Source organism: Micrococcus sp. 093350064-1 (assembly GCF_053627955.1).
In genome coordinates this window covers 140,308-165,088 of the sequence record NZ_JBSEYU010000005.1, presented here as the reverse complement: position 1 = coordinate 165,088, position 24,781 = coordinate 140,308, and the positions used below count along the sequence as shown (strand labels likewise).

Genomic DNA, 24,781 nt, shown 5'->3' with positions numbered 1-24,781 from the left:
GCTCAGCGTAGCGCGGTGGCGGGCGTCGTCCTCGGGGCCCTCAGAGCGCACGGTGGGTGTTGGTACCGTGGACCTGTGCGTTTCCTGGCCACAACGGCCCGCGCATCCCCGTCCATGACCCCCGAGGTGCTCCGTGACGATCGTCGACTTCTTCCGCCTTCTGCGCGCCAACCTCCTGCTGCTCCTGGCAGCAGCCCTCGTGGGGGGTCTGTTGGGTTGGGGCTACTCCGCACTGCAGCCCCGGATCTACGCATCCGAATCTCAGGGGTTCCTCGCCGCGCGGGCTGCAGATCAGAGCCTCATCACCGGCAACCTGCCCGCCGAGGGCCGGGCTCAGGCCTACGTCGCCCTGATCAACAGCCAGGCCGTGCGTGAACGCGTGGCGCAGGACACCGGGCAGGACAGCGACGGCTCGCTCTCCGCGGTGCTCGTCCCCGAGTCCAGCATGATCAAGGTGACCGCCACCTCGACGGACCCCGAGACCGCCGCACAGCTGGCGAACAGCGCCCTGCAGGCGACGGCGGACGTGGCGGCGGACGTGGACAAGAACAGCCCGTTGGAGGTCGTGCCGCTGTCCGACGCCCGCGTGCCCTCTGCCCCCGTGAGCCCTGACACCCGGCGCAACGTCCTCGTGGGCGTCGTGGCCGGACTGGGTGCGGGACTCGCCATCGCCGTGCTCCGTCGTCTCCTGGACGTGAAGGTGCGCAGCCGCGCCGACGTGAAGGAGATCACCGGCGCCGGCGTGATCGGCGCCGTTCCAGAGAACGCGTCCCTGACTCGCACGGGCGAGGAGGCCGTGGACCTCGATCCCCGGGCCGGCGAGGCCATCCGGGCGCTGCGCACCAACCTCAAGTTCGTCTCCGTCGACGAGCCGCCGCGCGTCGTCTCGTTCACGAGCGCGGACCCCTCCGAGGGCAAGTCGACCGTCGCATCGAACCTGGCCCGCGCCCTGGCCCTGGCCGGCGAACGGGTGCTCGTGGTGGACGCCGACCTGCGGCGGCCCCGGCAGCACGACCTCTTCCAGGTGGCGGGCGACGTGGGCCTTTCCGAGGTGCTGGCCGGTGAGGTGCAGCCGGACGACGCCCTCGCGGCCACCGGAATCCCGAACCTCACGCTGCTCCCCGCCGGCCGGACGCCCCCGAACCCGTCGGAGCTGCTGGGCTCGAAGCGCATGCGGGCCCTGCTGAAGCTGGCGTCGGAGGACTTCTTCGTCATCGTCGACTCCCCTCCCCTGCTGCCCGTCACGGACGGCTCGCTCCTGGCCACGGCCGTGGACGGGACTGTGCTCGTGGTGCGTCAGGGGCGGACCCGCAAGGACCACCTGGAGGCCGCTGTAGAGAATCTCGCCGCAGTGGACGCGCATCTGCTGGGCGTCGTCATGAACGGCGTCGCACGCTCCCAGCGCGGCGGCGGCTACTCCTATGGCTACGGGTACGAGAGCACGTACCACAAGTCCCACGACAAGTACCTCTCGAGCGTCGGTTCGTCCGCGAAGAAGGGGCAGCGTTCACGCCGCAAGGCCCGCACGCGCAGCTGATCGCCCCCATGACGAAGCCCCCGCCGAAGTCGGCGGGGGCTTCGTCGTGCGAGACGCGGTCAGCGCCTCAGGTACGTCCGCAGGCGCTCGCGCTGATCCGGGGCGGTGTAGCCGACGGCGGCCAGGGGCCCGAGGTCGAGGGCGCTGTTCGTCGGCCGCGGGGCCACGCCCTCCTTGCCGGCCAGGTACGCGGCGGTGGTCGTGGCGGAGACGCGCGCGGCGTCGTGGCCGGTGTCCTCGAAGACCCACCGGGCGACGTCGTGCCAGGTGACCACGTCGCCGCTGTTGGTCATGTGGAACGTGCCCGTGGGCGCGTCCGTGGTGACCAGGTGCAGCAGGGCGTCGGCGAGGTCGTCGGCGAAGGTGAGGCGGCCGTGCTGGTCGGCGACCACGGCCGGGTCGATCCCGCGCTCGGCGAGGGAGGCCATGGTGGCCACGAAGTTCTTCCCCTCCCCGATCACCCAGGAGGTGCGCACGATCCAGTGCCGCGGCACGGTGCGCACCGCGGCCTCACCGGCGGCCTTCGACTGGCCGTAGACGCCCAGCGGCGCGAGCGGGTGGTCCACCGCGTGCTCCTGGCCCACGGGGAGGGCGCCGTCGAACACGTAGTCCGTGGAGACGTGCGCGAGGGGCACGCCGGCGTCGGCGCAGCGGCGGGCCAGTTCGGCGACGGCGGTCGCGTTGACGGCCCAGGCCTGGGCCCGGCCCTCGGGCGTCTCGGCGGCGTCCACCGCGGTCATGGCGGACGCGTTGACCACGGCGCGCAGGCCGCGGAAGTGCTCCCGCGGCCACGAGGCCGGATCGGTCATGTCCCACGTGCCCCGGCCGTGGGCCTCGACCGGGATCCCCGCGGCCTCGGCGCGGGCCACGAGGGCGCGGCCGAGCTGGCCGCCGGCGCCGAGCACGAGGATCGGGGCGGGCGGCATGGGGGTGACGTCCGCGAGCATCGGGTGGGCGCGGTCCTTGTCCGAGAGCTCGGCGTCCTCGAGGGGGATGGGCCAGGTGATGGCCGCCGTCGGGTCCGCGAGGTTGAGGAACGTGTACTGGCCCTGCGCGTCGGCGGACCAGTGGTCGTTCACCAGGTAGGTGTAGGCGGTGTCCGGCTCGAGCGTCTGGTAGGAGTTGCCCACCCCGCGCGGCACGAAGACGGCCTTCTCCGGGCCGAGCTCCACGGTGGCGACGGCGCCGAAGGACGGCCCTTCCCGCAGGTCCACCCAGGCGCCGAAGATCCGGCCGTGGGCGACGGCCACGTACTTGTCCCAGGGTTCGGCGTGGATGCCGCGGGTGGTGCCGACGGCGTCGTTGAAGGAGATGTTGTTCTGCACCGGGGCGAGCGAGGCGAGGCGGGGGTGCTCGGCGGCGAGGGCGCGGATCTTCTCCCGCTGCCAGTTCTCCTTGAACCAGCCGCGGTTGTCCCCGTGGACGTCGAGGTCGAGGACGAGCAGGCCGGGGATGGCGGTCTCGGTGATCTGCATCAGCGGTGCCCCCTCACTGGCCCTGGGCGCGGTACGTGGCCTCGACGGCGTCCTTGGCCGGGCGCCACCAGTCCTCGTTCTCGCGGTACCAGCGGACCGTGTCCGCCAGACCGGCCCGGATGTCCGTGAACTGCGGCTCCCAGCCGAGCTCGGTGCGCAGCGCGGTGTTGTCGATCGCGTAGCGCAGGTCGTGGCCCGGGCGGTCGGCCACGAGGTCGTAGTCGTCCGCGGGGCGGTCGAAGAGCTCGAGGAGGATTTCCACGATCTCCTTGTTGTTCCTCTCGCCGTCCGAGCCGATCAGGTACGTGCGGCCGATCTCGCCGCGCTCGAGGATCCGCAGCACGGCCGAGGAGTGGTCCTCCGTGTGGATCCAGTCCCGGACGTTGACGCCCTGGCCGTAGAGGCGGGGGCGGACGCCGTCGATCAGGTTGGTGATCTGGCGCGGGATGAACTTCTCGATGTGCTGGTACGGCCCGTAGTTGTTGGAGCAGTTGCTCAGCGTGGCCTGCACGCCGAAGGAGCGGACCCACGCGCGCACCAGGTGGTCCGAGCCGGCCTTCGAGGCCGAGTACGGGCTGGAGGGGTTGTACGGGGTGGTCTCGGTGAACTTCGCCGGATCGTCCAGCTCGAGGTCGCCGTAGACCTCGTCCGTGGACACGTGGTGGAACCGCTTGCCGTGCTTGCGGACCGCCTCCAGGAGGACGAAGGTCCCGACGATGTTCGTCTGGATGAACGGCGAGGGATCGTTCAGCGAATTGTCATTGTGGGACTCCGCCGCGTAGTGCACGACGGCGTCCGACTCGGCGACCAAGCGGTCCACCAGGGCCGCGTCGCAGATGTCCCCCACCTCGAGAGTGATGCGGTCCTCGGGCAGGCCGGCGAGGTTCTCCCGGTTGCCGGCGTAGGTCAGCTTGTCCAGGACGACGACGTCGTGGTCCGTGTGGCGGACCAGGTGGTGCACGAAGTTGGAGCCGATGAACCCGGCGCCGCCGGTGACGAGGAGGTGCATGACGTCAGGGTATCTGCGAGTGCACAACAATATGGTGACATAGGCTATGCCCAGGTCGCGCCGAACGCTCGAATCACCGACCCCATGGCCCTCCTCGGGTCAGCACTGCGGCAACCGACTCATTCAGCACTAAGGCCCTATGCATCAGAACCTCGACCCCCGGCCCAGCATCGACCGCTCGACCGTCGAGGTGCCGACAGCACTGGCCGTCGGCGCAACACTCGGCATTGTATGCAGCCTGGTCAGACTCCCCACATCTACATGGGACACTCTTTACGCGGAGGACGGAAAGGTATTCTTGCAGGCATGGGTGTCCAACCCGTCCCTTCACCTTCCCATTGACCCCTATGATGGATATCTGCATTTTTGGCCGCGTTTAATCAGCGGAATTATATCCCTCCTTCCAGTTGATACGTGGCCAACCGCCACGACAGTGGCCTTCGGATCCGTGGTCGGATTAATCGGCGGACTCAGCTTTCTAATATCCAAGAGTCTTATCACCAGCCGGATTCTCCGTCTATTGGTAATGATCATTCCCATCCTCCTCCCTTTTGCCGGAGTCGAAGCGCTTGGCAACCTCGCGAACCTGCATTGGTATTTTCTGTATCTCGGGTTCTGGATCTCATGGCACTCACCTCGAACTTATTCGGCGTCGGTGGTCTGGTCTCTGATCCTGGCGATGGCCGCAATGACCGAGATTCAGCTAGCGATCCTCGCTCCGATTATCGCGGGGCGAGCCTGGAAGGGGACCCGATACGAAAGAATCGTGTTCACAGGATGGTCTGTAGGAATAGTTGCGCAGCTCGTTGCTTTCCTGTCATCTGACACCACCCGCACAAGTCGCGGCTTAGCAGACCCCCTTTCCATGATTCGAGGGCTACTTGTGAATGTCGTCCTCGGGACACCGGTCGGAAATCAGCCGCGCGCAAACTTTCTGATCGAAATTTCCGGCTGGCTGGTCCCCGTCACGCTCGCTATCGCTATTGCCGCGCTCTTGGCGGCGTCTGCGATCAAGGACAATACTCGCAAGTGGGTGATTATTTCCGCCACTTTCACATCGATCACGACATGGGCGCTCAGCTTTCTCCTCAATAACCATCCAGGACTCGACTACATTCGTCCGCCTTTCACCTTCATAAGGTGGGGAACAGGGGCATCGCTTCTCCTATGGGTAGCTATTGTCATAGCATTAGATGTCGCCGCAAGTCATTCTGCGTCAGCCAAGAAACTTGTCCCCACCTTCACCGCGATAGCGCTCATATTGTCATCGCTTATTTCCCCGGCCACAGTCAACACTCGCCATGGCGCGCCGTCCTGGTCGCAGCAGGTCGCAAACCTGCGCCAACGATGTGAGTCACAGAATCCCAGCCGTGAGACCGTGGTCATAGACCATGCGCCGGAGGGATGGCAGATGATCCTTCCCTGCGACCGGTTGATGCCGCGCGGCTACAGTAATGGTGCGGTGAGCTCCCAATAGTCATGTCGAGTGGACCTGACCCAACATGCCGTTCTATTGAAGCGAGTAGACATTGACGGATCCTAAGATCTCAGTCATTATCCCCTGCTACCGTAGCGGACTGCCCCTCAAGGACCAGCTTGCAGCGTTGCTGAGTCAGACGGACGCGCCACCCCGGGAGATCCTGCTATGCGACAACGGGGGGAACCCCTGGCTTCACCCCTATGTCGCGTCCCTCGCTCCCCTGCCGGAGGGCGTGTTCATCCGCATCATCGACGCCGACACCCACCCCGGCGCCTCCTTTGCCCGGAATCGGGGCATCAACGAGGCCTCGGCCGACAAGTTGGCGTTCTGCGACGACGACGACCTCGTCCACCCTGACTGGTGCCGGCTCGCTTACGAGTTCCTCGACGACTTCCCCGTCGTGACCGGTGGCGTGGTGGTCAAGGAGGACACACAGCTCACCGGCAAGTCACTCGCGGAAAAACTCGAGATGCTGGTGGCAGAGACCATGCCGGTCCCCCCACGTCCTGCAGGGCGGGGGTCGATGGGGCCGGCCCTCATGGGCGGGAACTTCGCCGCCCGACGGGACGTCCTGCTGGCTGTCGGGGGGTTCGATGCGGCCCTCGTCCGCGGTGGCGAGGACAACGACCTGGCCTTCCGCCTCGACCGCGCCAGCGTGCCGATCACGGACTGCGGAGCCATGAGCATCATCTACTCCCGACCCTCCGCATGGCGTGACCGCGTCCGTACGCGGGCCCGGGCGGGACGTTCACTTGCGGAGGCCGCTTCGGCGCGGGACGCCTGGCATGCGGTGCCCGAACTGAGCTCCGCACCGACCACAGAACTGGCCCGCGCGGGCGCGGCTGCGGCCGCTATGGCCGCCGGGCTGAAGGCCCGAGACTGGCCTGGCGCGGTCGATCGCGTGGCGACGGCTTGGGGACTCGTTGACGGGTGGACGCGCCATCGAGTCCTCCGGCGGCAGGCCGAGTCACAGGTCGGTCTAGGGCTGGGTGACTCCGGGTGCCCACACCACCCGGGCACGACCGTTCTGGTGGTCGCCTACAACCACGCTCCCTACGTCATCGAGACACTGGAGAGCATTCGACGCCAGACCGTGCCTCCGGTCCGAGTCCTCATCGCCGATGACGCATCCCCGGGAGATGACACCGCCGAGGTCATCCGACAGTGGCTCGCAGACGCGCCGTCGTCGTTCGAGTTCCATCCCAATGCCATCAACATGGGGCTGAATCCGACCCTTAACCGACTGCTGGACAAAGTGGACACCGAATTCGTCACCTACATCGCAGGTGACGACACCATGCGCGAAGATCGCATCGCGGTCCACGAGAAGCTCCTGCGGGCCGCTCCAGATGATGTCGTTCTTGCCTACAGCGACGCCGCGGTGATCGACGAGAACTCTTCGGTGCTCCACCCGTCCTCGCGCGTCGAGTTTCCATGGCCGGACGAACCGCAACGCAGCGAAGACACCCTCGCCTGCCTTGTCGGTTCCAACTGGATCCCGGCTGCGTCGTTCTTCATGCGCACAGCTGTTCTTCGCGAGGAGGGCGGCTACGCTGAAGACCTCTTCTACGAGGACTTTGAGCTCCTCACCCGTCTGGCGGCGCGATATCGCTTCACCTACACGGAGGAGCCCCTCGTTGCCGTCAGGCGGCTGGCAACCTCTCTGGGCGCAGTGGGGTTCGCGCATGACAGTCCCCGTTTCGTCCGGTCCATGTTCGCGGCCTTGCGCAATGCAGAGCACGGCACGTCGGAGGAGGCCCGAGAACTTGCGCGATCACATCGGTGGGAGCTGACCAAACGGGCCGCACGTATCGGCATGCCATTCCGCGAGGTGGTGGCAATGTTCCAGGACAGCTGGCGTGGCGCAGCGACGCCGGCCCACGCGGCCGCCCACCTTGCTCGAATGATCGGGCAGCGAGTGGCCAGCTGAGGGGGCACGAGCCTCTCCAAGGCAGGCCCCAGGGTGGACAGGGCCCGCTTAGAGCGGAGCGGGGCCGATGTGTTGGAGCAAGTGGTCGGCGCGACGCTGGGTCGTCGTTTCGAAATCGTTTGTCGCTACGAGGTCGAGACCTGCCTGCCGTGCACGAAGGAGTGCCTCGGGGTCATCGATGAGAGATCGCAGAATCTCCACCATGCCGTCGATGTCTCCCCTCGGCACCGCCCAGCCCACACCATGGCGCCGCACGAGCGGGCTCAGCGTGGCGTTCGCGTAGCCGAGCACCGGTGCACCTGATCCCAGGGACTCGAAGTAGGTACAGGACGGGTCGCCCTGGAGGTGGGGCAGCAGCATGAGGTCGACGGTGTCCCGTACGTCGTTCAGCCACTCGGTGCGGTAGTCGCGGAATCCACGGAACTGGACCCAGCCTTCCGCGCGGTCCTGCAGTGTCTCGCGCATTGGCCCGGTCCCCAGAAAGGCCATCTCCACCGGCAGACCCGCCCGGCGTGCCCGATGGGCGACTTCAAGAGCGTACTCAGGGCCCTTGATCGGGTCCAGTCGACCGGAGAAGGCCATGCGAAGAGGACCCTCGCCGTCCCATGCCCGAACGGCACGCGCGGCTGCGACGTCTGCGGCGTAGATTCGATGGTCCATGAAGGCCAGCGGGGTGGCTGACTGCTTACCATAGGCCCGGAAGGCAGCAGGTCCGTTGCACTGAAGAGATCTCGCTTTCCGAGCCTGTCTGCGTAACCCGGCCTCGACACGAAGGAGTCCGACCGCTGCACGAGCGAGCGGGATTCCGGAGGACGTCGCACGGTGAATGCCGAGACGGATGCCGTAGTCCACCTCGGCCGTCAGTACTGCGGGCGTACGGGCTTCGGTCATCCCTCTCCAATGGGGTGCCAGGAGACCCAGCGTCAGGTCCAGGCCCAGGGAATCGATCTCAGCCGGGACGGGCTGAGCTTTGACGATGTCGAAACCCAGGCTGTCGACGTCTGCGGTCACGTAGGCCAGTGGGAGCGGTTCGGGGATGTCATTCACCGCAGGCGCGAGGACGATGACCCGTCCTGGCCAACTGCGAGCCAGCTCAGTCAGGCCCGAGAATCCGCGCGCCTCCATGGCAACCAGGCCACCGGAAGAGAGGATCGGACCGGGTAGCACGTATCCGAGCCGAGGGCCCGGTGTAGACGGCACATTGAGACCGAGAGACATCAGGCGCTTCCTTCCCCGTACCGGTCCCCGGGCACGGCGAGCCATTCCGGCAAGAGGAGTGCGGACTCAGAGTACGGATAGTGGCGTCCAAAAAACAGCGGCGCTACGACCCTGCGCGGTCGCTGCCCGGGGGGTCGAGAGGAGGCGAGGTAACCGCCCCAGTACGAAAATGTAGAATTAGCCAGGATCAGGTTATCCGCGCTCGAGACCTGGGCCAGGTCTTGGAACATGTCATGTGGCGAAGGCATCACCCGGACATCGCCGCCCGCAAACAGGTCCGACAGATGGGTCACGCACCAGTCGGGATCGTCGGAGACGAAGACCACCGGCGCCCCTCCCGGGGAGTCGATTTCTTCGATCGCCACCCGCACGAATTCACGAACGTCGAATCCGTAATGACGCCGGAATTCTGGGTTGCTGTAGTAGTCGCCGCGCCGCACGTTCACCACCGTGGCCCCCGGCGTGACGGTGCCCCAGCGATCGCTGAAGGCCGACCCCTGGAGGAGCATGTCCCGGCAGAACTGCTTCAGGTCCGGGTAGAGGAAATCCACATTGATCTCGTGACCCCATTCCACGGTCCGTGACTGGAAGAAGGAAACCTTGTCCTCCGTCACCGTTAGTTCGCGAAGTCGCGGGAATTCCTGGAGCCACGGTTCCATTTTGGGCTTGTACCTCACAAGCCAACTCACCCCGGTGGACCGTTGACGAGCCCACGCGGTCACCCACAGGAAGAGAAAATTCCCACCGTTCATGGGTTCATTTCCCCAGATCACGTACGGCTGACGTCGGCGGATCGGAGCCACACCGCGTGCGATGGCATCTCTGACGACTTGCTGCACAGGGTGATCATATCCGGCTTCTGCTCACACTGAGGGGATCCTGTACACCCACCGTGCGTACCCCTCAGACAGGACCCTCTGCTCCCGATAGCATCACAGCATGAAGGGCATCATCCTCGCCGGCGGCACGGGCTCCCGGCTGCATCCCATTACCCACGGCATCTCGAAGCAGCTCGTCCCCGTCTACGACAAGCCGATGATCTACTACCCGCTGTCCACCCTCATCCTCGCGGGCATCAGCGACATCCTTGTCATCACCACCCCACACGACGCGGAGCAGTTCCAGCGCCTCCTCGGCGACGGTTCCCAGTTCGGCGTCTCTCTGACCTATGTGCAGCAGCCTTCCCCAGACGGCCTTGCCCAGGCTTTCATCCTCGGTGAGGACCACATCGGCGACGAGCATGTCGCGCTCGTCCTGGGGGACAACATCTTCTACGGCCCGGGCATGGGCCAGCAGCTGCGCCGTCACACTGAGGTCGACGGCGCCACCGTGTTCGGTTACTGGGTCGCCGACCCGACGGCCTACGGCGTTGTGGAGTTCGACACCGAGGGGAAGGCCGTCTCACTGGAGGAGAAGCCGGCCCACCCCAAGTCGAACTACGCCGTCCCGGGGCTCTACTTCTACGACAACGACGTTGTCGAGATTGCCAGGAGTTTGAAGCCCTCAGCCCGCGGCGAGCTGGAGATCACGGACGTGAACCGCACCTACCTCGCGCGCGGCGCCCTGAACGTCGAAGTCCTCCCCCGCGGGACGGCGTGGCTCGACACCGGCACTTTCCACGACCTCAACGACGCGTCCAACTTCATTCGCACGGTCGAGTCCCGCCAGGGACTCAAGGTCGGTTCTCCTGAGGAAGTGGCGTGGCGCCAGGGGCTCCTTACAGATGAGCAGCTTCAGGAACGAGCCCAGCCACTGGTGAAATCCGGCTACGGCCGCTATCTGCTCGACCTGCTCAACACCGCAAGATGAGCATGGAAACCGTCGTGCGCGCACGAGGACATCACACCGACGCCGTCATCGTGACGGCCCTGATCGTGGCCCTTGTGGTCCTCCCCGCGATTGTTGCAGGCACCGCCGGTGCGCTCTGGATTCCTCACAACGACTCGTGGGCTCATTCACGGATCGCCGCTTCGTTTGCCGAGACCGGCCGGGTGCATCTCGTCGGATTCAACCGGGCCTCGATGGTCGGGATGATGGTGCCCCTAGGTTCGCTTGCGTCCAGCGTCGTCGGCCAGCATGTGTTCGTGATGCTCTGCGGAGCCGCCATGATCGGCTTCTCTTACGGGACGGCGCGACGGGTTCTGCCGAGGGGCCGCTCGTTGCTGGTCGCGGCGTTGGTCGGAGTAGCTCCAGGCTTTGCACTGCTGTCGACGTCCTACATGACTGATGTCCCGATGATGGCGGGCATTGCGGGTGGTCTGTACTTCGGTGCCCGCTACCTCGACGGCGGCGGCGTCCTCAACCTCATCGGGAGCATGGCGTTTGGGCTGTGGGCGACCACGGTTCGAGAGCAGGGCCTGGCAGCAGTGGCGGCGGTCGCGGTGACCGCCTGGCTCGTTCGACGGGACAGACGGCGCGTCATTTTCGTCGCCTCCCTCGTCACGCTGGTCGCTATCGCCGCCTTCGAGGTCTGGCGCCGGTCACAGCCAGGTGACGATCCGCCCATGGTCGATCCCACAGTTGGAGGCGCGGTGCGGGCCCTCGCAATGGGGGTCATGACCTTGATGTTCGTGTGTTCTCCGGCGGTCCTACTCGGCGCCTCAAAGCCGCGCTCCGCCGCGGCCTGGTCTTTCGGCACGGCAGGTGCCCTCACTACGGCAGGGCTAGTGTTCCTCCTCGGGCGGGGCGCCCTGCTGGGAAATTACCTGGCCGCCGACGGCGCCTACATGGCCATGTCCCACGGCGCACGTGACACGGTGCCGGGCTGGCTTCTCTGGTGCGCCGCAGGGCTGGCGATCCTCGCCGGCACCACGGTGGCGGCTCTGTGTGGCGATGTCGTGGCGCGTGCACGTCGTCGCCCAGGCCGTCCATGGCGACCGGCTGGTCAACCCGTCGTCCTGCTCATGGCCTCGTTCTTGCTGATCTACCTCGCGGGCATCACAGTGCAGACGTTCTCGGGCCAGGCGATGTTCGAGCGGTATCTCTACCCGCTCATCGTGCCCCTGAGTGTGCTGGTGCTTCGGGCCACACGGACCCGGGCGGCCCAGAGGGCCGCCGCCGCGACGGCCGCCCTCATCGTCGTGGCCTCCACTGCCCTGGTGACTCTTCATACGTGGTCGAGCACGGGCGTCGTGTGGCAGGCGGCGGAGGAGCTCGTGGCGGAGGGGCTGGCGCCGCAGGACGTGGACGCCGGATTCGCCTGGGTAGGGCTGCACTCGAACGTGGGCGTAGCAGAAGATCCGGCTCGATCAGACGTCGTCGGCGGGTGGGCTGCACTCTTCTCCGACTCGCGTCAGTGCGCCGTCGTGTCCATGGGAGACCCCGTGGCAGCCACGGAACCCGTTCGGACGATCACCTACACGAAGTACCTGTTCTTCGGACAGGACCGTGTGGTCATCGAGCGCCTGGACCCCTGCCGCTGACGACGGCGCGGACCAAGCGGTCGCGGACTCTCGCGCCGACCGCTTCCCAGGTCAGGCGCGCTGCGTGCTGTGATGCGCGGCGCCCCGCCTCCTTGGCCACAGCCGGGTCCGCCAGACGCAGCATGGCTTCACTGACCCCCCCTGGGTCTGACGGATCCACGACGATCCCACCGTCGCCGATCATGTCTGAGGCCCCGCCCACAGTGGTCCCGATGGAGGGAATGCCCATGCGGCCGGCCTCCGCGTACACGATGCCTGCGGGCTCGAGTCGGCTGGGCACGACGAGACACGTGGCTTCGGCGAAGAGGCGTCCCAGTCGCTGTTGCGCCGCCGGCTCTGAGATGGGCAGGAGCCCGTGCACCACGACCCCGTCAGCATCGATGTTGGGGACACCCGCGCCGACCAGGTGGAGGAGGGCGTCGGGGTACAGGTCGCGCACCTGCGCAAAGGCCTTGACCACGGCGTCGCCGCGTTTACGTTCCCAGTCGTGGCCGACGAAGAGGAACCGCGGCGAACTCCAATCCTTGTCCGTGGAAGGCTGCCCCTCTCGATTGACGCCCAGCCCCGTCACCGTGATCCACTCGCGAGGAATTCCGTAGTCGTCACTGATGGAGTCAGCGACCCAGGATGTAGCCGCGAAACAGATGCCCGCCTTCTCGTAGACGCTCTGCTGTAGGCGCCGTTGTCCGTCGACGAGAGCTGGCGGCAGGTCAGGAAACGGGCCCCACGCGTGCTCGACCGCCTGGGCGATCGTCATATCCTCGAAAGTGGCGAGTCGTCGGTGGTGAACTCGGTAGCCCGTGCCGATCTGGAGGACGGCGTCCACATGGCGGGGAACGCGGTACAGTGCAGTCAGCTCCACCAGGCGGGCGTAGGCAGCACTCTCACGGCCAAGCGTCAGCAACTCGTCGGCCGTCGGGCGAAGCCGTTGTGCCGTCACCCGAGTCCAGACTCGAGCGGCAGTGGACGGCGGGGTCAGGTCCACCGGCACCACCCGGACTCCCGCCGCCTCGAGGCCCCGGATGAGACCCGCCGGAGTGCCAGACCAAGACTGGGGGTCAGTCGGGTCCCCCGGGTATGTGACGGCTACGGTGAGTGTCACCCCGGGATCGTTGGCTCGCATGTGGCCATTACACCAGACGCCGAGGGATGCTCATCGCTGTCCCGCAATTCGCGGCAGATTCGTGAGCGCATTGCGAATTCGTTGGCTGAACTCCACTTCGGAAAACTGCTCGGCGTGCACCTGCATCGCCGCCCGGTCCCAGTCATGGGCCAGCAAACGCTCCACTCCGCCTGCCACCAGATCCACCGTCGGCTCATCCACGAATACCCCGTTGACGTCTTCCACGATGGTGTCCAGGTAGCCGCCGGCGCGCAGCGCCACGGTGGGCACGCCCCACGCGCTCGCCTCGAGCGGCGTGATGCCGAAGTCCTCGTGGCTCGCAGCGATCAGCGCCGTCGCGTGTGCGTACGCCCACCGCAGCTGCGCGTCGGTGAGGTCCTGGCCGAACACCACGTCCTCCCCCGCCATCGCACGCAGTCGGGCCTCCTCGGGGCCCTTGCCGATCACCACGAGCGGCCGCCCCGCGCGGGCCGCTGCCTCGATCGCCACGTCCACGTGCTTGTACGGCATGAGCCGCGCGACCGACAGCAGGAAGCCGTCCTCCGCCAGCCGTTCGGCGCCGGGGATCGGCTCCTGCGGGCCCTCCGTGCTCACGGAGTGCGGCGGGAACACGAGGTCCACGCCGTCGAGCCCGTAGACGTCTTCGATCCGCTTCTTCACCACCGTGGAGTTGGCCACATAGCGCGTTCGACGCCGGACGGCTGCGCGGTCCCACCTGCGCAGACCCGGGCGCAGCACGCGGGCGATCCGCCCCTTGATGCTGTTCCGACCGTCCTCGCCCAGGTAGTCGTCCAGCAGGTAGACCCAGCGCGCCGGCGTGTGGCAGTAGACGAGCGTGGCGCCGTCGTAACGGAATCCGTGCGCCCAGCCCGAGGTCGAGACGACGGCGATCGGCTCCTTCACGTGCATCAGCGAGGAGGCCAGGGGCAGCAGCGGCAGTGCCCTCCGCGGGTCCTTCCGCAGCACCCCCACCCGGTTCAGGGGCGAGGTGACGATGTGCGCGTCCTCGAACTCGGGGAACGTGCCCTCGGGGTCGTAGAACGTCGTGTAGATGGGCGCGTCCGGCCACATCCGGTGCAGGGCGAGCACCACCCGCTCTGCCCCGCCCTTCTGGGTGAGGTAGTCGTGGGCGATGGCGATCCGGCCGCGTGTCGTGTCGGTCATGGTGCTCCCCTCAGAACTGTCGGCGGGCACGCCCCGGCCGGGTGCGTCCAGTCTCCGCGGCGGCTTCGACCTGCAAGGCGATCAGTTTTCGTGCGACCGGGGCTGGCAACACGACAGCGGCACGCTCGACGACGGCGGAGCTGTACTGGATCGTGCGCTCCGTGCTCAGAGCAGCCACCGCCCGCACGGCGGCGCCCCACGGCCCGCCCGGGGCGCGGTCCCCGCCGAGTGCGTCCGCCCCGTGCTTGGCGATGAAGATCTGCCGGGCGGACCCGGAATGCAGAGCCCGGCGCGCCTTGGTGTAGGTGGTGACCGCTGCCGCGTGGTGACGGGTCTCCAACTCCGGCCGGATCTCCACCGGATACCCGGCGACGTGGAGGCGGTAGCCGAAGTCCACGTCCTCCCAGCCATAGCGGCGGTAGTCGGGGTCGTAGCCGCCGAGCTCCATGTGGAGGGCGCGGGGGACGGACACGTTGCCCGCCCAGTGCCGCCACTGCTGCTCTGCCGGAAGGGCATAGGCATGGCGACGGTGCGCTTCGTCCTGGGCATCACCGTAGACGCGCTGATAGGCGGAGTCCGGGAGGACATTGGCCGTCAATCCGATCACCCCGCCAGGCCCGCCCGCGTGCGCGGCCACGTGGTCCCGGATGTAGTGGGGTCCGGGCTCGAGATCGTCGTCCGCGCGGATGAGGATGCGGCCGGACGTCGCGTCGGCACCTGCGTTGAGCGCGGCGACCCGTCCGCGGTTCTCCCGGAAGACGGTCCAACTCAGGTCCAGGCCCGGATGTTCTGCGGCCAACTGGGCGAGCACCGCTTCCGACCCGTCCACATCCCCGTCCACGACCACGTGGACCTCGAACGGCGGGGCGTCCTCCTGCGCGGTGAGGGCGCCGATCAGGCGCGGCAACCGCTGGGCTCCGCCCCGGCTGGGGACGATCACGCTGGCCTCGGGGGTCAGGGGCGTCTCGGTCATGAGTCCTCCGCGGGGATCATAGGGACAGGTCATTCAGGAGCTCGGCGACGGCGGCGCGGCCGGCCGCGGGTGAGAACAGTGACTCCCAGCGGTGCCGCTGGGAGTGGGCCACCGCACCCAGATCGACCGCGCGCACGGCCCGCAGGCAATTCGCGAGTGCGGCAGCGTCCCGCTGCGGAACAACGAAGGGGTGAGCGCTGCCGACCACCTCGGGAACGGCCCCCGCGTCGGAAGCCACCACCGGAACGCCCGCGGCCATCGCCTCGGCCGTCACCAGGCCGAAGACCTCGGCCCACTGCGACGGCACGGCCAGCACGTCCACGGAGGTCAGGAACTCGCCGGTGTCCTGCCAGCCGAGCACCTGAACGTCCTCACCGGCTGCCTTCAGGGCGGTGGCGAGCCGCTCGGCCTCGTCCTCCGCCACGAACCGGCTCTCCCCCGCGATGCGGAACACGAAAGCACCCGGGTCGGTCCTCCGCAGCAGCGCGGCGGCCTCCAGCAGGGTGACGATGCCCTTGTCCACGGACAGCCGGCCGAGGAATCCCACGGTCACCGGATCATCGGCACCGCGGGCCGGACGTGTCTGCGGCGCCGTGGGGGCCGGAACCCAGTTGTGGAGTACGCGCGCCCCGCGGATCCGGTCCGCGGCGAACCGGGACGGCACGAGGACCGCGAGCGCGCCGGGGCGCGCCAGGGCGGAGAACACGCGCAGAAGCGGCTTCTCGGGCACCTGATGCAGGTGCACGATCCGGCGCGGCCGACCGGCGAGCGCCGTCGCCGGCAGCAGCCCGTTGCACCACGCGACGTCGTCCTTGCCTCGGCCACGGTCCCAGGCGCGGAGAGCGCGCAGGTACCCCAGGCGTCCGGGCCCACCCACGCGGACCACGTCGAAGCCGTCCGCGGCCAGGCGATCGGCGGTCTCGGCCGGGTGCGCCGGGGCCACGACGCCCACGTCCCGCCCGAGCTCGCGCAGGGCCGTGGCGAGGTGGTGCAGCATCACCTCGCCGCCGCCCACCTCACCCTGGTTCGCCAGGATCCAGATGCGACCGGTCATCCCGAGGACTTCCCCACCCGGCGCCCGAGCACCTCGAGGGTCGCCTCGGCGACCGCCCGGGCCATGGTCTCCACGTCACCCACGCGCACCTCGCCCGGGCCTTCGGCGGCGGCACGCACGACGGCGTCGGCGATGGCCGCCGGCGCGGTCTCGTGGACCAGGCGCTCGGGCGGCAGGATCTCCCCGTTGCCGCCCACGTCCCTGGCGACGGCGGGCAGGCCCGCGGCCGCGGCGTCGAGCAGGGTGTAGCTGAGATTCTCCCACGCCGAGAGCTGCACCAGCACGTCGTGCTCGGCCATGGTCCCCCACGGCTCCACGAAGCCGGGCAGGTCGACCGCATCCGCGACACCGAGCGCCTCGGCCTGGGCACGCAGCTGCCCCTCCAGGGGGCCAGCGCCGGCCAGCGTCACCCGCGTCCCGGGGTCGCGCTCACGCAGGGCGGGCAGTGCGGCGATCAGCCGGTCCAGGTTCTTCTCGGGGGCCAGCCGGGACAGGGAGAGGATCCGCAGCCCCTCCCCCGGTGCGCGCCGCTGCCCCGCGGCCGCGGCCCGCACCGCGGACACATCCACCCCGTTGCGCACCACGGTGAGGGGCGCCCCCGCACCCCACTTGCGCCGGAGCACGTCCGCGGTGGACTGCGCCACCGCGATCACGAGGTCCGTGCCGCGCAGCCGGGCGCGGTGCGCGGCGTTCTTCATCCGGGCCGCCGCGGCGCGGTTGTACAGCCCGTCGTCCGGGGCGATCCCGTGCTCGGTGCTGAGCAGCGCCGGCGCACCGGCCCGCCGCCGGGCCCGTCCCGGGCCGAACGCGGCGAAGGCCGCGAGGTCGGCGTAGGCCAGGTGCGTGTGGATCGCGGCCGGACGCAGGGGGCGCACCGCCGTCCGGAGCGTCCGCACCGAGGCGGCCAGGCCGGCGTCGGGCCCGACGTCCCCGGTGAACACCGCCGCACCCTGCTCGCGGAGGCGCTCGGCGAGCGGACCCTCGGGGCACAGCACCGCCAGACGCAGGCCGGGCAGGCCCACACGCGCGACGTCGAGGACGTGCCGGGCCACGCCGCCGAGGTCGGCGACGGGCACCACCCAGAGCGTCAGCGGGGCCGGAGTGGTCCTCGCGGCCTCGGGGATCACAGCCACTGCTCCAGGCGGTCCAGGGCCGTCCAGAAGCCCTCGCCGTTGTTGATGTGGCCCTGCCAGATCTCCGGGATGAAGCTCACCCCGGGGGCCAGGCGGTCCAGTTGCTCGCACAGCACGGGCCAGTCGACGTCGCCCTCGCCGATCTGCGGTCCCTCCCCGTCCACACCGGTGGCGTCCACGAGGTGCAGGTGGATGGTGTGCGGGGCCAGCTTCTCCACCATCTCGGAGAAGGGGATCCCCAGGAACGTGGCCGAGAGCTTGGAGTGGGAGATGTCCAGGCACAGGGGCACCCCCGTGGCCTCCACGAACGCCACGGTGTCGTCCGGGTCCATGAAGAGGTTGTGGTACTGCTGACCGCCCATCAGCCACGGGAACGGCGGCAGCGTCTGCGCGGCGATCCGGATGCCGGAGGTGTCCAGGCGCTGCACGGCCTCGGCGATGCGCTCGTACTTCGGCAGCCGCTCCTCCGGGCGGATGTGCCGGTCCAGGGTGAACCCGCCCATGGTGATGACCATGATGGGCTCCTCCTCGTGCGGGAACCAGCGCTTCAGGTCCCGGGTGATGTCGATCGTGCGCTGCACCTCGGCGATCGAGCGCTCCCACACGGCGTCGTCGTCGCTGGCCAGGTCCACGAGGAAGTCGCCGGAGAAGATGTCCGGCAGGTGGGTGGTGAAGCCCATCGGCATGGGCTCGGTGAACACCGAGTCGATGTCGATCTCGAGGTCCTTGTAGGAGAAGTGGAACTCCAGGAAGTCCGGGGTGCAGTCCTTCGTCAGCGCCTCGACGTCGTGGTAGCGCACCGGCAGGCCCCAGGGGCGCCGGAACTGGAACTGGCGTCCGGTGGGCACCGTGTCCGTGAGGTCCCCGGCGAAGAAGAAGTCGCCCTCGGCCATCTCGCGGTGCAGCGTGCGGCCGACCAGGCGCGGCAGCTCGTTGGGCTGCAGGCCACGGCCCGGGGACTTCACGGTCACGTCGTCGGCGGTGATCGTGGCGCCGGCCCGCAGCGGACGGGCCGCCACCAGGGACTTGGCCAGGTTGATGCGGTTCATCGCCTCGCCGGTGGAGACCACGCGCTCGGTCCCGACGCCGATCGACTCCTCGATGTCCCGGGTCTGCCGGACCATCTGCGCGAACTCCTCCGGCAGGAGGGAGACCTTGTGGTCATTGCCCTCGAGCCCGCGGTCCACGGTGAAGTGCTTCTCGATGATCGCGGCGCCCCGGGCCACCGCGGCCAGGGCCACGTGGAAGCCGCGCTCGTGGCCCGAGTAGCCCACCGGCGTCTGCGCGATCTCCGCGAGCCGGTCCAGGTAGGCCAGATTCACGTCCTTGTAGGGGGCGGGGTAGGTGGACTGGGCGTGCAGCATCGCGAAGGGGACGCCGAAGGAACGCACCAGAGCCGCCGCCTCGCGGATCTCCTCCTCCCGGGACATGCCGGTGGAGAGCACCATCGGCAGGCCGGAGGCGGCCGCGTCCCGCAGCAGACCGTGGTTCGTCAGGTCCGCCGAGGCGATCTTCACGCCGTCCACCGGGTACTCGCGCAGCACCTGCATGGACGGGGCGTCCCACGGGGTGCACATCAGGGCGACGCCGGCGTCCCGGACGTGGTCGAACACCCGCACCATGTCCGCGGCGGAGAGCGAGAACTTGGCCAGCTCGTCCAGGGTGCGCTGCGCCCCCAGGTCCTCGCCGGCGGTGGCCGCGCCGGACTGCCGGTACAGGGCGTCCATGTCCCGCAGCTGGAACTTCACGGCGTCCGCGCCCGCCTCGACGGCCAGGTCCACGAGACGGCGGGCCAGGTCCACATCGCCCTGGTGGTTGTTGCCGATCTCGGCGATCAGGAACGCCGGGTGGCCCTCCCCGATCCGGTGCCCGCCGATCCGCAGCTCCGCCTCCCGGTTGATCGCCAGGGCCGTCAGGCGGCCGCGCTCGTCCAGCAGCGGCAGGTGCAGCGCCCCGGCGGGCAGGGCCTCGCGCATCTCGGCCGGGGAGGCGCCCAGGGACGCCGTCACCGGGTCGCGATGGGCGACGTCGGCCGCGGCCACGTCCAGCGACGCCTCCGGATGCTCCACGAGCCAGCGGCGCACGTCCCCGTCCGTCAGGGAGCCGACGAGGAAGCCGTGGGAGTCCACGACGAACACGGTGCGCTCGCGGTTGTCGGTCATCTTCTGCAGGGCGACCAGGAGCGAGTCCTCGGGGAAGACGAGGTAGGGGGTGAGCCTGCGTTCGATGATCACTGCGCGCCTCCGGGGGTGCGGTTCGGGCCGGTGGTGGGGGTCTCAGCGGTGTGCGGGGCACCGAGGCCGGGGCGGTGCTGGAGCACCTTCTGGACCGCCAGGTACTGGTCCATCTGCTGCTCGGCGAGGGCGAAGTCCAGCTCGGTGTCGATGTCCACGCCCTCGAGGTCGTCGAGCTCCAGCAGGCCGATCCGGCCGCCGAGCCGGTTGTGCAGCCGGTCGTAGACCCAGGGGCGCGTCACGTAGAGGGACCCGTTCTCGCGGAACCGCAGGTCGGCGCGCGACATGTCCTGCCGGCGCTTGCGCGCCGTGACGTCGAAGTCCGGGATCGGCTCCCCCTCGGGGTCCTCGGCGTGGCGCCACAGGAACGGGGACACCGGGACGACGCCGACCAGCGAGTCCACCCCCGTCTGTCGGAACTGCCGCACGGCGCGGTCCAGGGTGCCGGGCAGGCGGAGCGGGCTGGTGGCCTGGAGCAGCATCACGCCCTCGGGTTCGACGCCGGCCGCGCGCTCGGCCGCGAGCACGTGCTCGATCACGGGCTCGGTGGGGGTCGAGTCCTGGGCCAGGTGGGCCGGACGCAGGCCCGGCACGTCCGCGCCGTAGCGGAGGGCGACCTCGGCGATCTCGGCCGAGTCCGTGGAGACCACCACGTGCAGGTCCTCCTCCGCCTCGAGGGCGGCCTGGATGGTCCAGGCGACGAGCGGGTGGCCGCCCAGGAGGCGGATGTTCTTGCCGGGCAGCCCCCGGGACCCGCCGCGCACGGGGATGACGCACAGGATGCTCACGCGGACTCCTTCCAGACGTGCTCGGCGATCGCGGCCGCGGGGTCCGCGGTCGGCGAGGCCAGGGGCGGGGTGGGGGCGGGCGGCGCGGAGTCCGCTCCGGCGCCAGGGGTCCAGCGCACGATGCCGTAGCGGTCCCAGAACTCCGTCAGCCAGGCCGGCGGATCCGGGTGGACGCCCCACGCGGGGCGGCCGGCCTGGGCGGCCTCGAGGATGCCCGTGGAGAACACGGCGGCCACGGGCCCGAAGGTCTCGGTGAGCGGGGCGCCGGAGCGGTCCACGGTGATCCCGGCGGCCTCCCAGCGGGCGTGCTGAGCGCGGGAGAGCCGGTCCTGCTCGGCCGGGTGGGGGCGGTACACGGCGCCGGTGGCGCGGATGTACTCCTGCGCGGCGCGGGCGAAGTCCGCCCGGGGCAGCTCGGCGCCGTGCAGTTGGCCGAGGAACACGCCCGGTCCGGGGGCGGCCGCGGGCGGAGAGCCCGCGGGCGGCGCGGACGGTGCGGCGCGGCGGGCGTCCTCCAGCAGTGCCGACCCCACGGCCACGGCGCGCACGTCCGCGCGGCCCTGGGTCCACCAGCCCGCGTCCCGCGCGGTGAAGGCGTAGAGCGTGACGTCCCGCGGCACCGGCGGCGTGGAGACGGCCAGCAGCCCGTGCTGCACCACGCCCACGCGCGCCCCGCGCTCCCGGGCCCAGCGCACGGCGGCCCGGCCGGCGGGCAGGTACTCCCCCGCCACGAGCACCCGGCGCAGGCCGGCCAGGCGCTCGGCCAGCGCGGCGTCCACGGCGGGGACGGGGGTGAGGGCGGCGCCCCACGGCAGGCGGTCCCGGACGGCGTCTGCCACCGCCGCGGGCAGCAGCCATGCCGTGCCGTCCCGGAGCATCCGGCGGGCGGCAAGCTCCGCCGCGGAGCCGGGCTCGAACACCGCGGGCAGCCGGGACCGGCCCTCGGCCAGCGCCAGCACGGGAGCGGCGAGCGCCGCCCACTGGGTGGGGCCGGCGGATTCGAGGGCCACGAGCGAGTGCAGGTCCCCCGGGGGCAGCAGCAGCGTCAGCCCGGCCTCCGGGGCAGCGGCACCGCCGCGGCGCAGCAGCGAGCGGCCGGCGCGGGCCGCCGTGCGGGCGCGGTCCACAGCGCGGCGGGAGGCGGGCCACTGCGCGCGCTGCCAGCGCTGCCACGCCGGCAGATCCTCGGCCCGCCAGAACATCGGTGGGGCGGTGGCGGCGGCGGGCGGCGTCCTCGTCGTGGGGCCGGTGCCGCTCACGCCCACCACTCCTGGGCGGCGCGGGCGCGGTGCGCGAAGGTATGCTCGGCGTGGGAGCGGGCGCGGCCGGCCTCGCGGATGCGCTCGCCCCAGGCCGGCTCCGCGACCACCCGCTGGGCGAGCTCCACGAGGTGCTCGGGGCCCTCGAACACCAGGACCTCCCGGCCGGGCTCGTAGAACTCGGCGACGTCCGCGCGGTCCACCAGCTGCAGCCCGCCCATGCCGGGGACCTCGAAGGTGCGCATCGCATGGCCGGCCTGCAGCCCGTGGACGTTGATGGCCGCGGCGGCCGCGGCCTGCACGGCGTAGGCCTCCTCCAGCGGGATGTCCCGCTCCGCGGGCACGTCCGGGCGGCGCAGCTCCCACGTGCGCAGGCGGTCCAGCGGGTGGTGGCTCCACTGCCGGCCGTAGGCGCGCACCGGCACCCCGGCGGTGACGAGCCGGGTGAGCAGCTCCACGCGGTTCTCATACCGCGAGCCCACGAACACCACCTCTGGGCGGCGCTCCAGGTGCGGCACGGGCAGGTCCGGGTCGAAGCCGTTGGGCAGGTAGTGGGCGTCCACGCCGTCCGCGGCGAGCGCGTCCGCCTCGGAGCGCGCGTAGCTGAGCACGGGACCGACCCGCCGCAGGAAGTCTGCGCCGTAGGCGTGGCGGTGGAGGTCGTCGTAGAGCCAGAGCATGCGCGGCACGCCCAGGGCGTCCACGGCGTCCCAGAACGCGTCCCCCAGAGAGTCGCCCTTGATCACGAGCACGCGGTCCGGGCGGGCGGCGCGCAGCGCGGCCACGGCGCGCTCGGTGTCCCAGGCCACGCGGGCCGCGGAGCGGTCCACACCCGCCTTCTGCGGCAGCTCCAGGAGGGCCTTGTTGCGGACCTTCATGCCGAGCGTGGCGTACGCGTCATAGGTGTGCACGGTGACGTCGAAGCCCTGCTGCGCCCAGGCCGCCGCGATGGAGCGGTGGTAGCCGTGGAACGCCGGGGAGACGAGGAAGAGGCGCTCGACGCGCCGCCCCGGGATCAGGTGGCCGTGCGCGCGGACCGTGTAGGGGCCGGCGCTCACCTGCGGGTCCTTCGCCGGGCAGGAGCAGGGAACGCCTCGATCAGATCATCCTGAATTTTTTCGAGGTCTTCGATCGGCTCCCACGTCCCGTGGATCTTCCGCACCAGGGAGTCCACTCTTCCCGCCTCAACCGGTGACGGCTCTCGCCCGAAAGCGGAGTAGTAGTCTCGGAATTTATATTCTCCGCCGATCACACGCCCGCTCAAAGGCATCCACACGTTGGGCACACGGAGCGCATCCGCAACGATTAGTCCGTGGAGACTGGACGACACCACCGCCTCACATTCGGCAATCCTCGAAGCCACATCGCGCGGATGACCCAGGACGTTAATGAACGCGACCCCACCCTCAGAAGTCATTTCATCTACAATCTTTTCAGACTGATCAACGCAATGAGGGATGACGCCGAGCCTGTACTTCTTGCGAATGTTCCGAAGTTCCGGATAGACACGCCCGATCAGAAGACCCGGATCTCCCAGCGGCACAGTCCCGTGGATATACTCCTCCAGGCGCCCCCGCGTGAGCTCGCCACGAACGGCGGCCACGCGGACCCGAGGACCCGAATAGACTGGCCCGTCGAGAATGAAACCCGTCCCCCAGATCCAAGGGTTCCGGTGCGGTCCTCTATCCTCGACCAGGTTCATGAGCGAACCGACGCCGACGATTTCAGCACCAGCGACATTACTTTTTCTCACCCGATACCCAAAGAGCTCTTCAATAAGCACGTGAGTCAAATAGTCGCCAAAGTTCCCCTTGGGGCCCTCGATGTAATAGGCGTTCACACCGAACGCAGACCAGAACACTCCAGCTGGAAGGACGCGCCAGCCCCCATTCCTCAGACCCCCTTGCACTCGCGCCTGAAACGAAATTTCTCTCGTCATCCGACGTCCCCTTCCAATCGATTGGTCCTCATCGGCAGGTCCCCTTCCAGATCAGGTCCAGCTCGGCGCGGAACACGGCGGCGGCGTCCACGTCCGTGCCTCGGGCCTGGCGCACACGGTTGACGGCGTAGTTGACGCCCGTGGCCGCGGTGAGCGCGGCTTTCAGCGCGCGGGGGCGGCCGTGCAGCCGGGCGTAGCGGAAGCGGGAGTCCACCAACCACCCGCGGCGGCGCAGCGGGTCCGAGGAACCGTGCAGCCCGTGGACCACGCGCACGGACGGGATCACGAGCGAGGGGACACCGCTCCGACGCAGGCGCAGCTGCAGGTCCACCTCCTCGGAGTTCATGAAGTAGGCCTCGTCGAAGCCATCGGCCGCACGGGCCTCCGCCACGGGCAGCAGCATCACGGCGCCCATCACCCAGTCCACCGGGGTGGGCTCCTCCGCGCGGGACGCGGCCACGTCATGCCCTACGGCCTCGTGCAGCGCCGGCAGGTGCCGGAAGCGGGCCAGCGGAGTCAGCCACTCCACGGTCTGGTGCAGCACCGTGGGGAAGTGCCGTCCGGACCACTGCGGCGTTCCGTCCGCGTTCACCACCTGCGGGCTGGCCACGCACGGCTGGTACGGCGCGGCGGCGGCCACGAGGGCGTCGATCTGGGCGCCGGTGATCTCCGCGTCCGAGTTCAGCACGAGCGCCAACGGGGTGGTCACCTCGGCCAGCGCCGTGTTCACGTTGGCGCCGAATCCGCCGTTGGCGGGCCGGCGGACCACGGTGAGGCGCGCGGCGTCGTCGTCGGGCTGCGGGTACGGCTCGGGCGAGGCGTCATCCGAGACGACGATCCGCGCGAGCCGCTCCCCCGGGGCGGCGAGCAGGGCGTCCACGAGGGCGCGCGTGGGCGCGGGGTCCCCGTAGTGCGGGATGACCACGGTGACGTCGCGGACGGGCGCTGATGCGGACATGCTGATGGCGGCCTCCCGAGGACGCACGGTGGGACGGCAGGTGACGGACCGGCCTACCTGCCAGTATAGGGAGGGGCGGCCGGCC

Annotated in this window: 20 protein-coding genes; 5 read left to right on the top strand and 15 right to left on the bottom strand. The window is 69.4% G+C overall.

What is annotated here, in order from left to right:
* Nucleotides 1-133: 133 nt before the first annotated feature.
* Nucleotides 134-1,537: a polysaccharide biosynthesis tyrosine autokinase gene (locus tag ACUW6W_RS07430; protein ID WP_454180081.1), complete on the top strand. Its 1,404-nt coding sequence runs from the start codon at nucleotides 134-136 to the stop codon at nucleotides 1,535-1,537.
* A gap of 59 nt (nucleotides 1,538-1,596) precedes the next feature.
* Here the strand turns inward: ACUW6W_RS07430 and ACUW6W_RS07425 are convergent, their stop codons facing one another.
* Both ACUW6W_RS07425 and rfbB read right to left on the bottom strand, forming a co-directional pair.
* A complete protein-coding gene (locus ACUW6W_RS07425; protein ID WP_454180080.1) occupies nucleotides 1,597-3,012 on the bottom strand; it encodes a sugar nucleotide-binding protein in 1,416 nt (471 codons plus the stop codon).
* 13 nt (nucleotides 3,013-3,025) lie between these two features.
* Entirely contained in the window at nucleotides 3,026-4,021 is a 996-nt protein-coding gene (gene rfbB, locus ACUW6W_RS07420; protein ID WP_454180079.1) for a dTDP-glucose 4,6-dehydratase, read from the bottom strand.
* A gap of 139 nt (nucleotides 4,022-4,160) precedes the next feature.
* On the opposite strand from rfbB, the gene ACUW6W_RS07415 reads away from it, so the two are divergent.
* Both ACUW6W_RS07415 and ACUW6W_RS07410 read left to right on the top strand, forming a co-directional pair.
* Nucleotides 4,161-5,498 carry a hypothetical protein gene (locus ACUW6W_RS07415; RefSeq protein ID WP_129867293.1) on the top strand — a complete coding sequence of 446 codons (1,338 nt, stop codon included), beginning with the start codon at nucleotides 4,161-4,163 and terminating at the stop codon, nucleotides 5,496-5,498.
* A gap of 52 nt (nucleotides 5,499-5,550) precedes the next feature.
* The gene (locus ACUW6W_RS07410) at nucleotides 5,551-7,431 is read left to right on the top strand and encodes a glycosyltransferase family 2 protein (RefSeq protein WP_206481455.1); all 1,881 of its coding nucleotides are present in this window, start codon (nucleotides 5,551-5,553) and stop codon (nucleotides 7,429-7,431) included.
* A 48-nt stretch (nucleotides 7,432-7,479) separates the two neighbouring features.
* On the opposite strand, the gene ACUW6W_RS07405 is transcribed toward ACUW6W_RS07410, so the two are convergent.
* Together ACUW6W_RS07405 and ACUW6W_RS07400 are read right to left on the bottom strand one after the other, a co-directional pair.
* Nucleotides 7,480-8,649: a glycosyltransferase gene (locus ACUW6W_RS07405; RefSeq protein WP_165381398.1), complete on the bottom strand. Its 1,170-nt coding sequence runs from the start codon at nucleotides 8,647-8,649 to the stop codon at nucleotides 7,480-7,482.
* The gene (locus tag ACUW6W_RS07400) at nucleotides 8,649-9,308 is read right to left on the bottom strand and encodes an alpha-1,2-fucosyltransferase (protein ID WP_063189840.1); all 660 of its coding nucleotides are present in this window, start codon (nucleotides 9,306-9,308) and stop codon (nucleotides 8,649-8,651) included. Before ACUW6W_RS07400 ends, ACUW6W_RS07405 begins: the two co-directional genes overlap by 1 nt.
* 280 nt (nucleotides 9,309-9,588) lie before the next feature.
* On the opposite strand from ACUW6W_RS07400, the gene rfbA reads away from it, so the two are divergent.
* Together rfbA and ACUW6W_RS07390 are read left to right on the top strand one after the other, a co-directional pair.
* Complete coding sequence (gene rfbA, locus ACUW6W_RS07395; protein ID WP_129867289.1) at nucleotides 9,589-10,458, top strand: glucose-1-phosphate thymidylyltransferase RfbA; 870 nt, start codon at nucleotides 9,589-9,591, stop codon at nucleotides 10,456-10,458.
* A 2-nt stretch (nucleotides 10,459-10,460) separates the two neighbouring features.
* The gene (locus ACUW6W_RS07390; RefSeq protein ID WP_036317381.1) at nucleotides 10,461-12,071 is read left to right on the top strand and encodes a glycosyltransferase family 39 protein; all 1,611 of its coding nucleotides are present in this window, start codon (nucleotides 10,461-10,463) and stop codon (nucleotides 12,069-12,071) included.
* Here ACUW6W_RS07390 and ACUW6W_RS07385 read toward each other — a convergent pair.
* From ACUW6W_RS07385 to ACUW6W_RS07335, 11 genes are all read right to left on the bottom strand, one after another.
* A complete protein-coding gene (locus ACUW6W_RS07385; RefSeq protein ID WP_454180078.1) occupies nucleotides 12,043-12,933 on the bottom strand; it encodes a glycosyltransferase family 4 protein in 891 nt (296 codons plus the stop codon). The genes ACUW6W_RS07390 and ACUW6W_RS07385 overlap by 29 nt on opposite strands.
* Nucleotides 12,934-13,224: 291 nt before the next feature.
* Entirely contained in the window at nucleotides 13,225-14,358 is a 1,134-nt protein-coding gene (locus ACUW6W_RS07380) for a glycosyltransferase (protein WP_206481451.1), read from the bottom strand.
* Nucleotides 14,359-14,368: 10 nt separating this feature from the next.
* On the bottom strand, nucleotides 14,369-15,331 hold the full coding sequence (locus ACUW6W_RS07375; protein ID WP_135019306.1) for a glycosyltransferase family 2 protein: 963 nt from the start codon (nucleotides 15,329-15,331) through the stop codon (nucleotides 14,369-14,371).
* Between the two features lie 16 nt (nucleotides 15,332-15,347).
* Nucleotides 15,348-16,385 (bottom strand): glycosyltransferase family 4 protein, encoded by a 1,038-nt coding sequence (locus ACUW6W_RS07370; protein WP_135019307.1) that lies wholly within the window; start codon nucleotides 16,383-16,385, stop codon nucleotides 15,348-15,350.
* Nucleotides 16,382-17,518 (bottom strand): glycosyltransferase, encoded by a 1,137-nt coding sequence (locus tag ACUW6W_RS07365; protein WP_454180076.1) that lies wholly within the window; start codon nucleotides 17,516-17,518, stop codon nucleotides 16,382-16,384. Before ACUW6W_RS07365 ends, ACUW6W_RS07370 begins: the two co-directional genes overlap by 4 nt.
* Nucleotides 17,509-19,752: an N-acetylneuraminate synthase family protein gene (locus tag ACUW6W_RS07360; protein WP_434145721.1), complete on the bottom strand. Its 2,244-nt coding sequence runs from the start codon at nucleotides 19,750-19,752 to the stop codon at nucleotides 17,509-17,511. The genes ACUW6W_RS07365 and ACUW6W_RS07360 overlap by 10 nt, the downstream gene beginning before the upstream one ends.
* Nucleotides 19,749-20,540: an acylneuraminate cytidylyltransferase family protein gene (locus ACUW6W_RS07355; RefSeq protein ID WP_161787928.1), complete on the bottom strand. Its 792-nt coding sequence runs from the start codon at nucleotides 20,538-20,540 to the stop codon at nucleotides 19,749-19,751. Before ACUW6W_RS07355 ends, ACUW6W_RS07360 begins: the two co-directional genes overlap by 4 nt.
* Entirely contained in the window at nucleotides 20,537-21,799 is a 1,263-nt protein-coding gene (locus ACUW6W_RS07350) for an RNA-binding protein (RefSeq protein WP_400409999.1), read from the bottom strand. Before ACUW6W_RS07350 ends, ACUW6W_RS07355 begins: the two co-directional genes overlap by 4 nt.
* On the bottom strand, nucleotides 21,796-22,857 hold the full coding sequence (locus ACUW6W_RS07345; RefSeq protein WP_400410002.1) for a CgeB family protein: 1,062 nt from the start codon (nucleotides 22,855-22,857) through the stop codon (nucleotides 21,796-21,798). The genes ACUW6W_RS07350 and ACUW6W_RS07345 overlap by 4 nt, the downstream gene beginning before the upstream one ends.
* A complete protein-coding gene (locus tag ACUW6W_RS07340; RefSeq protein WP_400410005.1) occupies nucleotides 22,854-23,738 on the bottom strand; it encodes a polysaccharide pyruvyl transferase family protein in 885 nt (294 codons plus the stop codon). Before ACUW6W_RS07340 ends, ACUW6W_RS07345 begins: the two co-directional genes overlap by 4 nt.
* A 28-nt stretch (nucleotides 23,739-23,766) precedes the next feature.
* A complete protein-coding gene (locus tag ACUW6W_RS07335) occupies nucleotides 23,767-24,696 on the bottom strand; it encodes a glycosyltransferase family 2 protein (RefSeq protein WP_400410006.1) in 930 nt (309 codons plus the stop codon).
* Nucleotides 24,697-24,781: the final 85 nt, after the last annotated feature.

Bases quoted from the DNA above. Each gene is read 5' to 3' on its own strand.
- ACUW6W_RS07425 (WP_454180080.1), bottom strand. From the start codon at position 3,012: ATGCAGATCACCGAGACCGCCATCCCCGGCCTGCTCGTCCTCGACCTC.
- rfbB (WP_454180079.1), bottom strand. From the start codon at position 4,021: ATGCACCTCCTCGTCACCGGCGGCGCCGGGTTCATCGGCTCCAACTTC.
- ACUW6W_RS07415 (WP_129867293.1), top strand. From the start codon at position 4,161: ATGCATCAGAACCTCGACCCCCGGCCCAGCATCGACCGCTCGACCGTC.
- ACUW6W_RS07405 (WP_165381398.1), bottom strand. From the start codon at position 8,649: ATGTCTCTCGGTCTCAATGTGCCGTCTACACCGGGCCCTCGGCTCGGA.
- ACUW6W_RS07400 (WP_063189840.1), bottom strand. From the start codon at position 9,308: ATGGAACCGTGGCTCCAGGAATTCCCGCGACTTCGCGAACTAACGGTG.
- rfbA (WP_129867289.1), top strand. From the start codon at position 9,589: ATGAAGGGCATCATCCTCGCCGGCGGCACGGGCTCCCGGCTGCATCCC.
- ACUW6W_RS07390 (WP_036317381.1), top strand. From the start codon at position 10,461: ATGGAAACCGTCGTGCGCGCACGAGGACATCACACCGACGCCGTCATC.
- ACUW6W_RS07380 (WP_206481451.1), bottom strand. From the start codon at position 14,358: ATGACCGACACGACACGCGGCCGGATCGCCATCGCCCACGACTACCTC.
- ACUW6W_RS07375 (WP_135019306.1), bottom strand. From the start codon at position 15,331: ATGACCGAGACGCCCCTGACCCCCGAGGCCAGCGTGATCGTCCCCAGC.
- ACUW6W_RS07370 (WP_135019307.1), bottom strand. From the start codon at position 16,385: ATGACCGGTCGCATCTGGATCCTGGCGAACCAGGGTGAGGTGGGCGGC.
- ACUW6W_RS07340 (WP_400410005.1), bottom strand. From the start codon at position 23,738: ATGACGAGAGAAATTTCGTTTCAGGCGCGAGTGCAAGGGGGTCTGAGG.
- ACUW6W_RS07335 (WP_400410006.1), bottom strand. From the start codon at position 24,696: ATGTCCGCATCAGCGCCCGTCCGCGACGTCACCGTGGTCATCCCGCAC.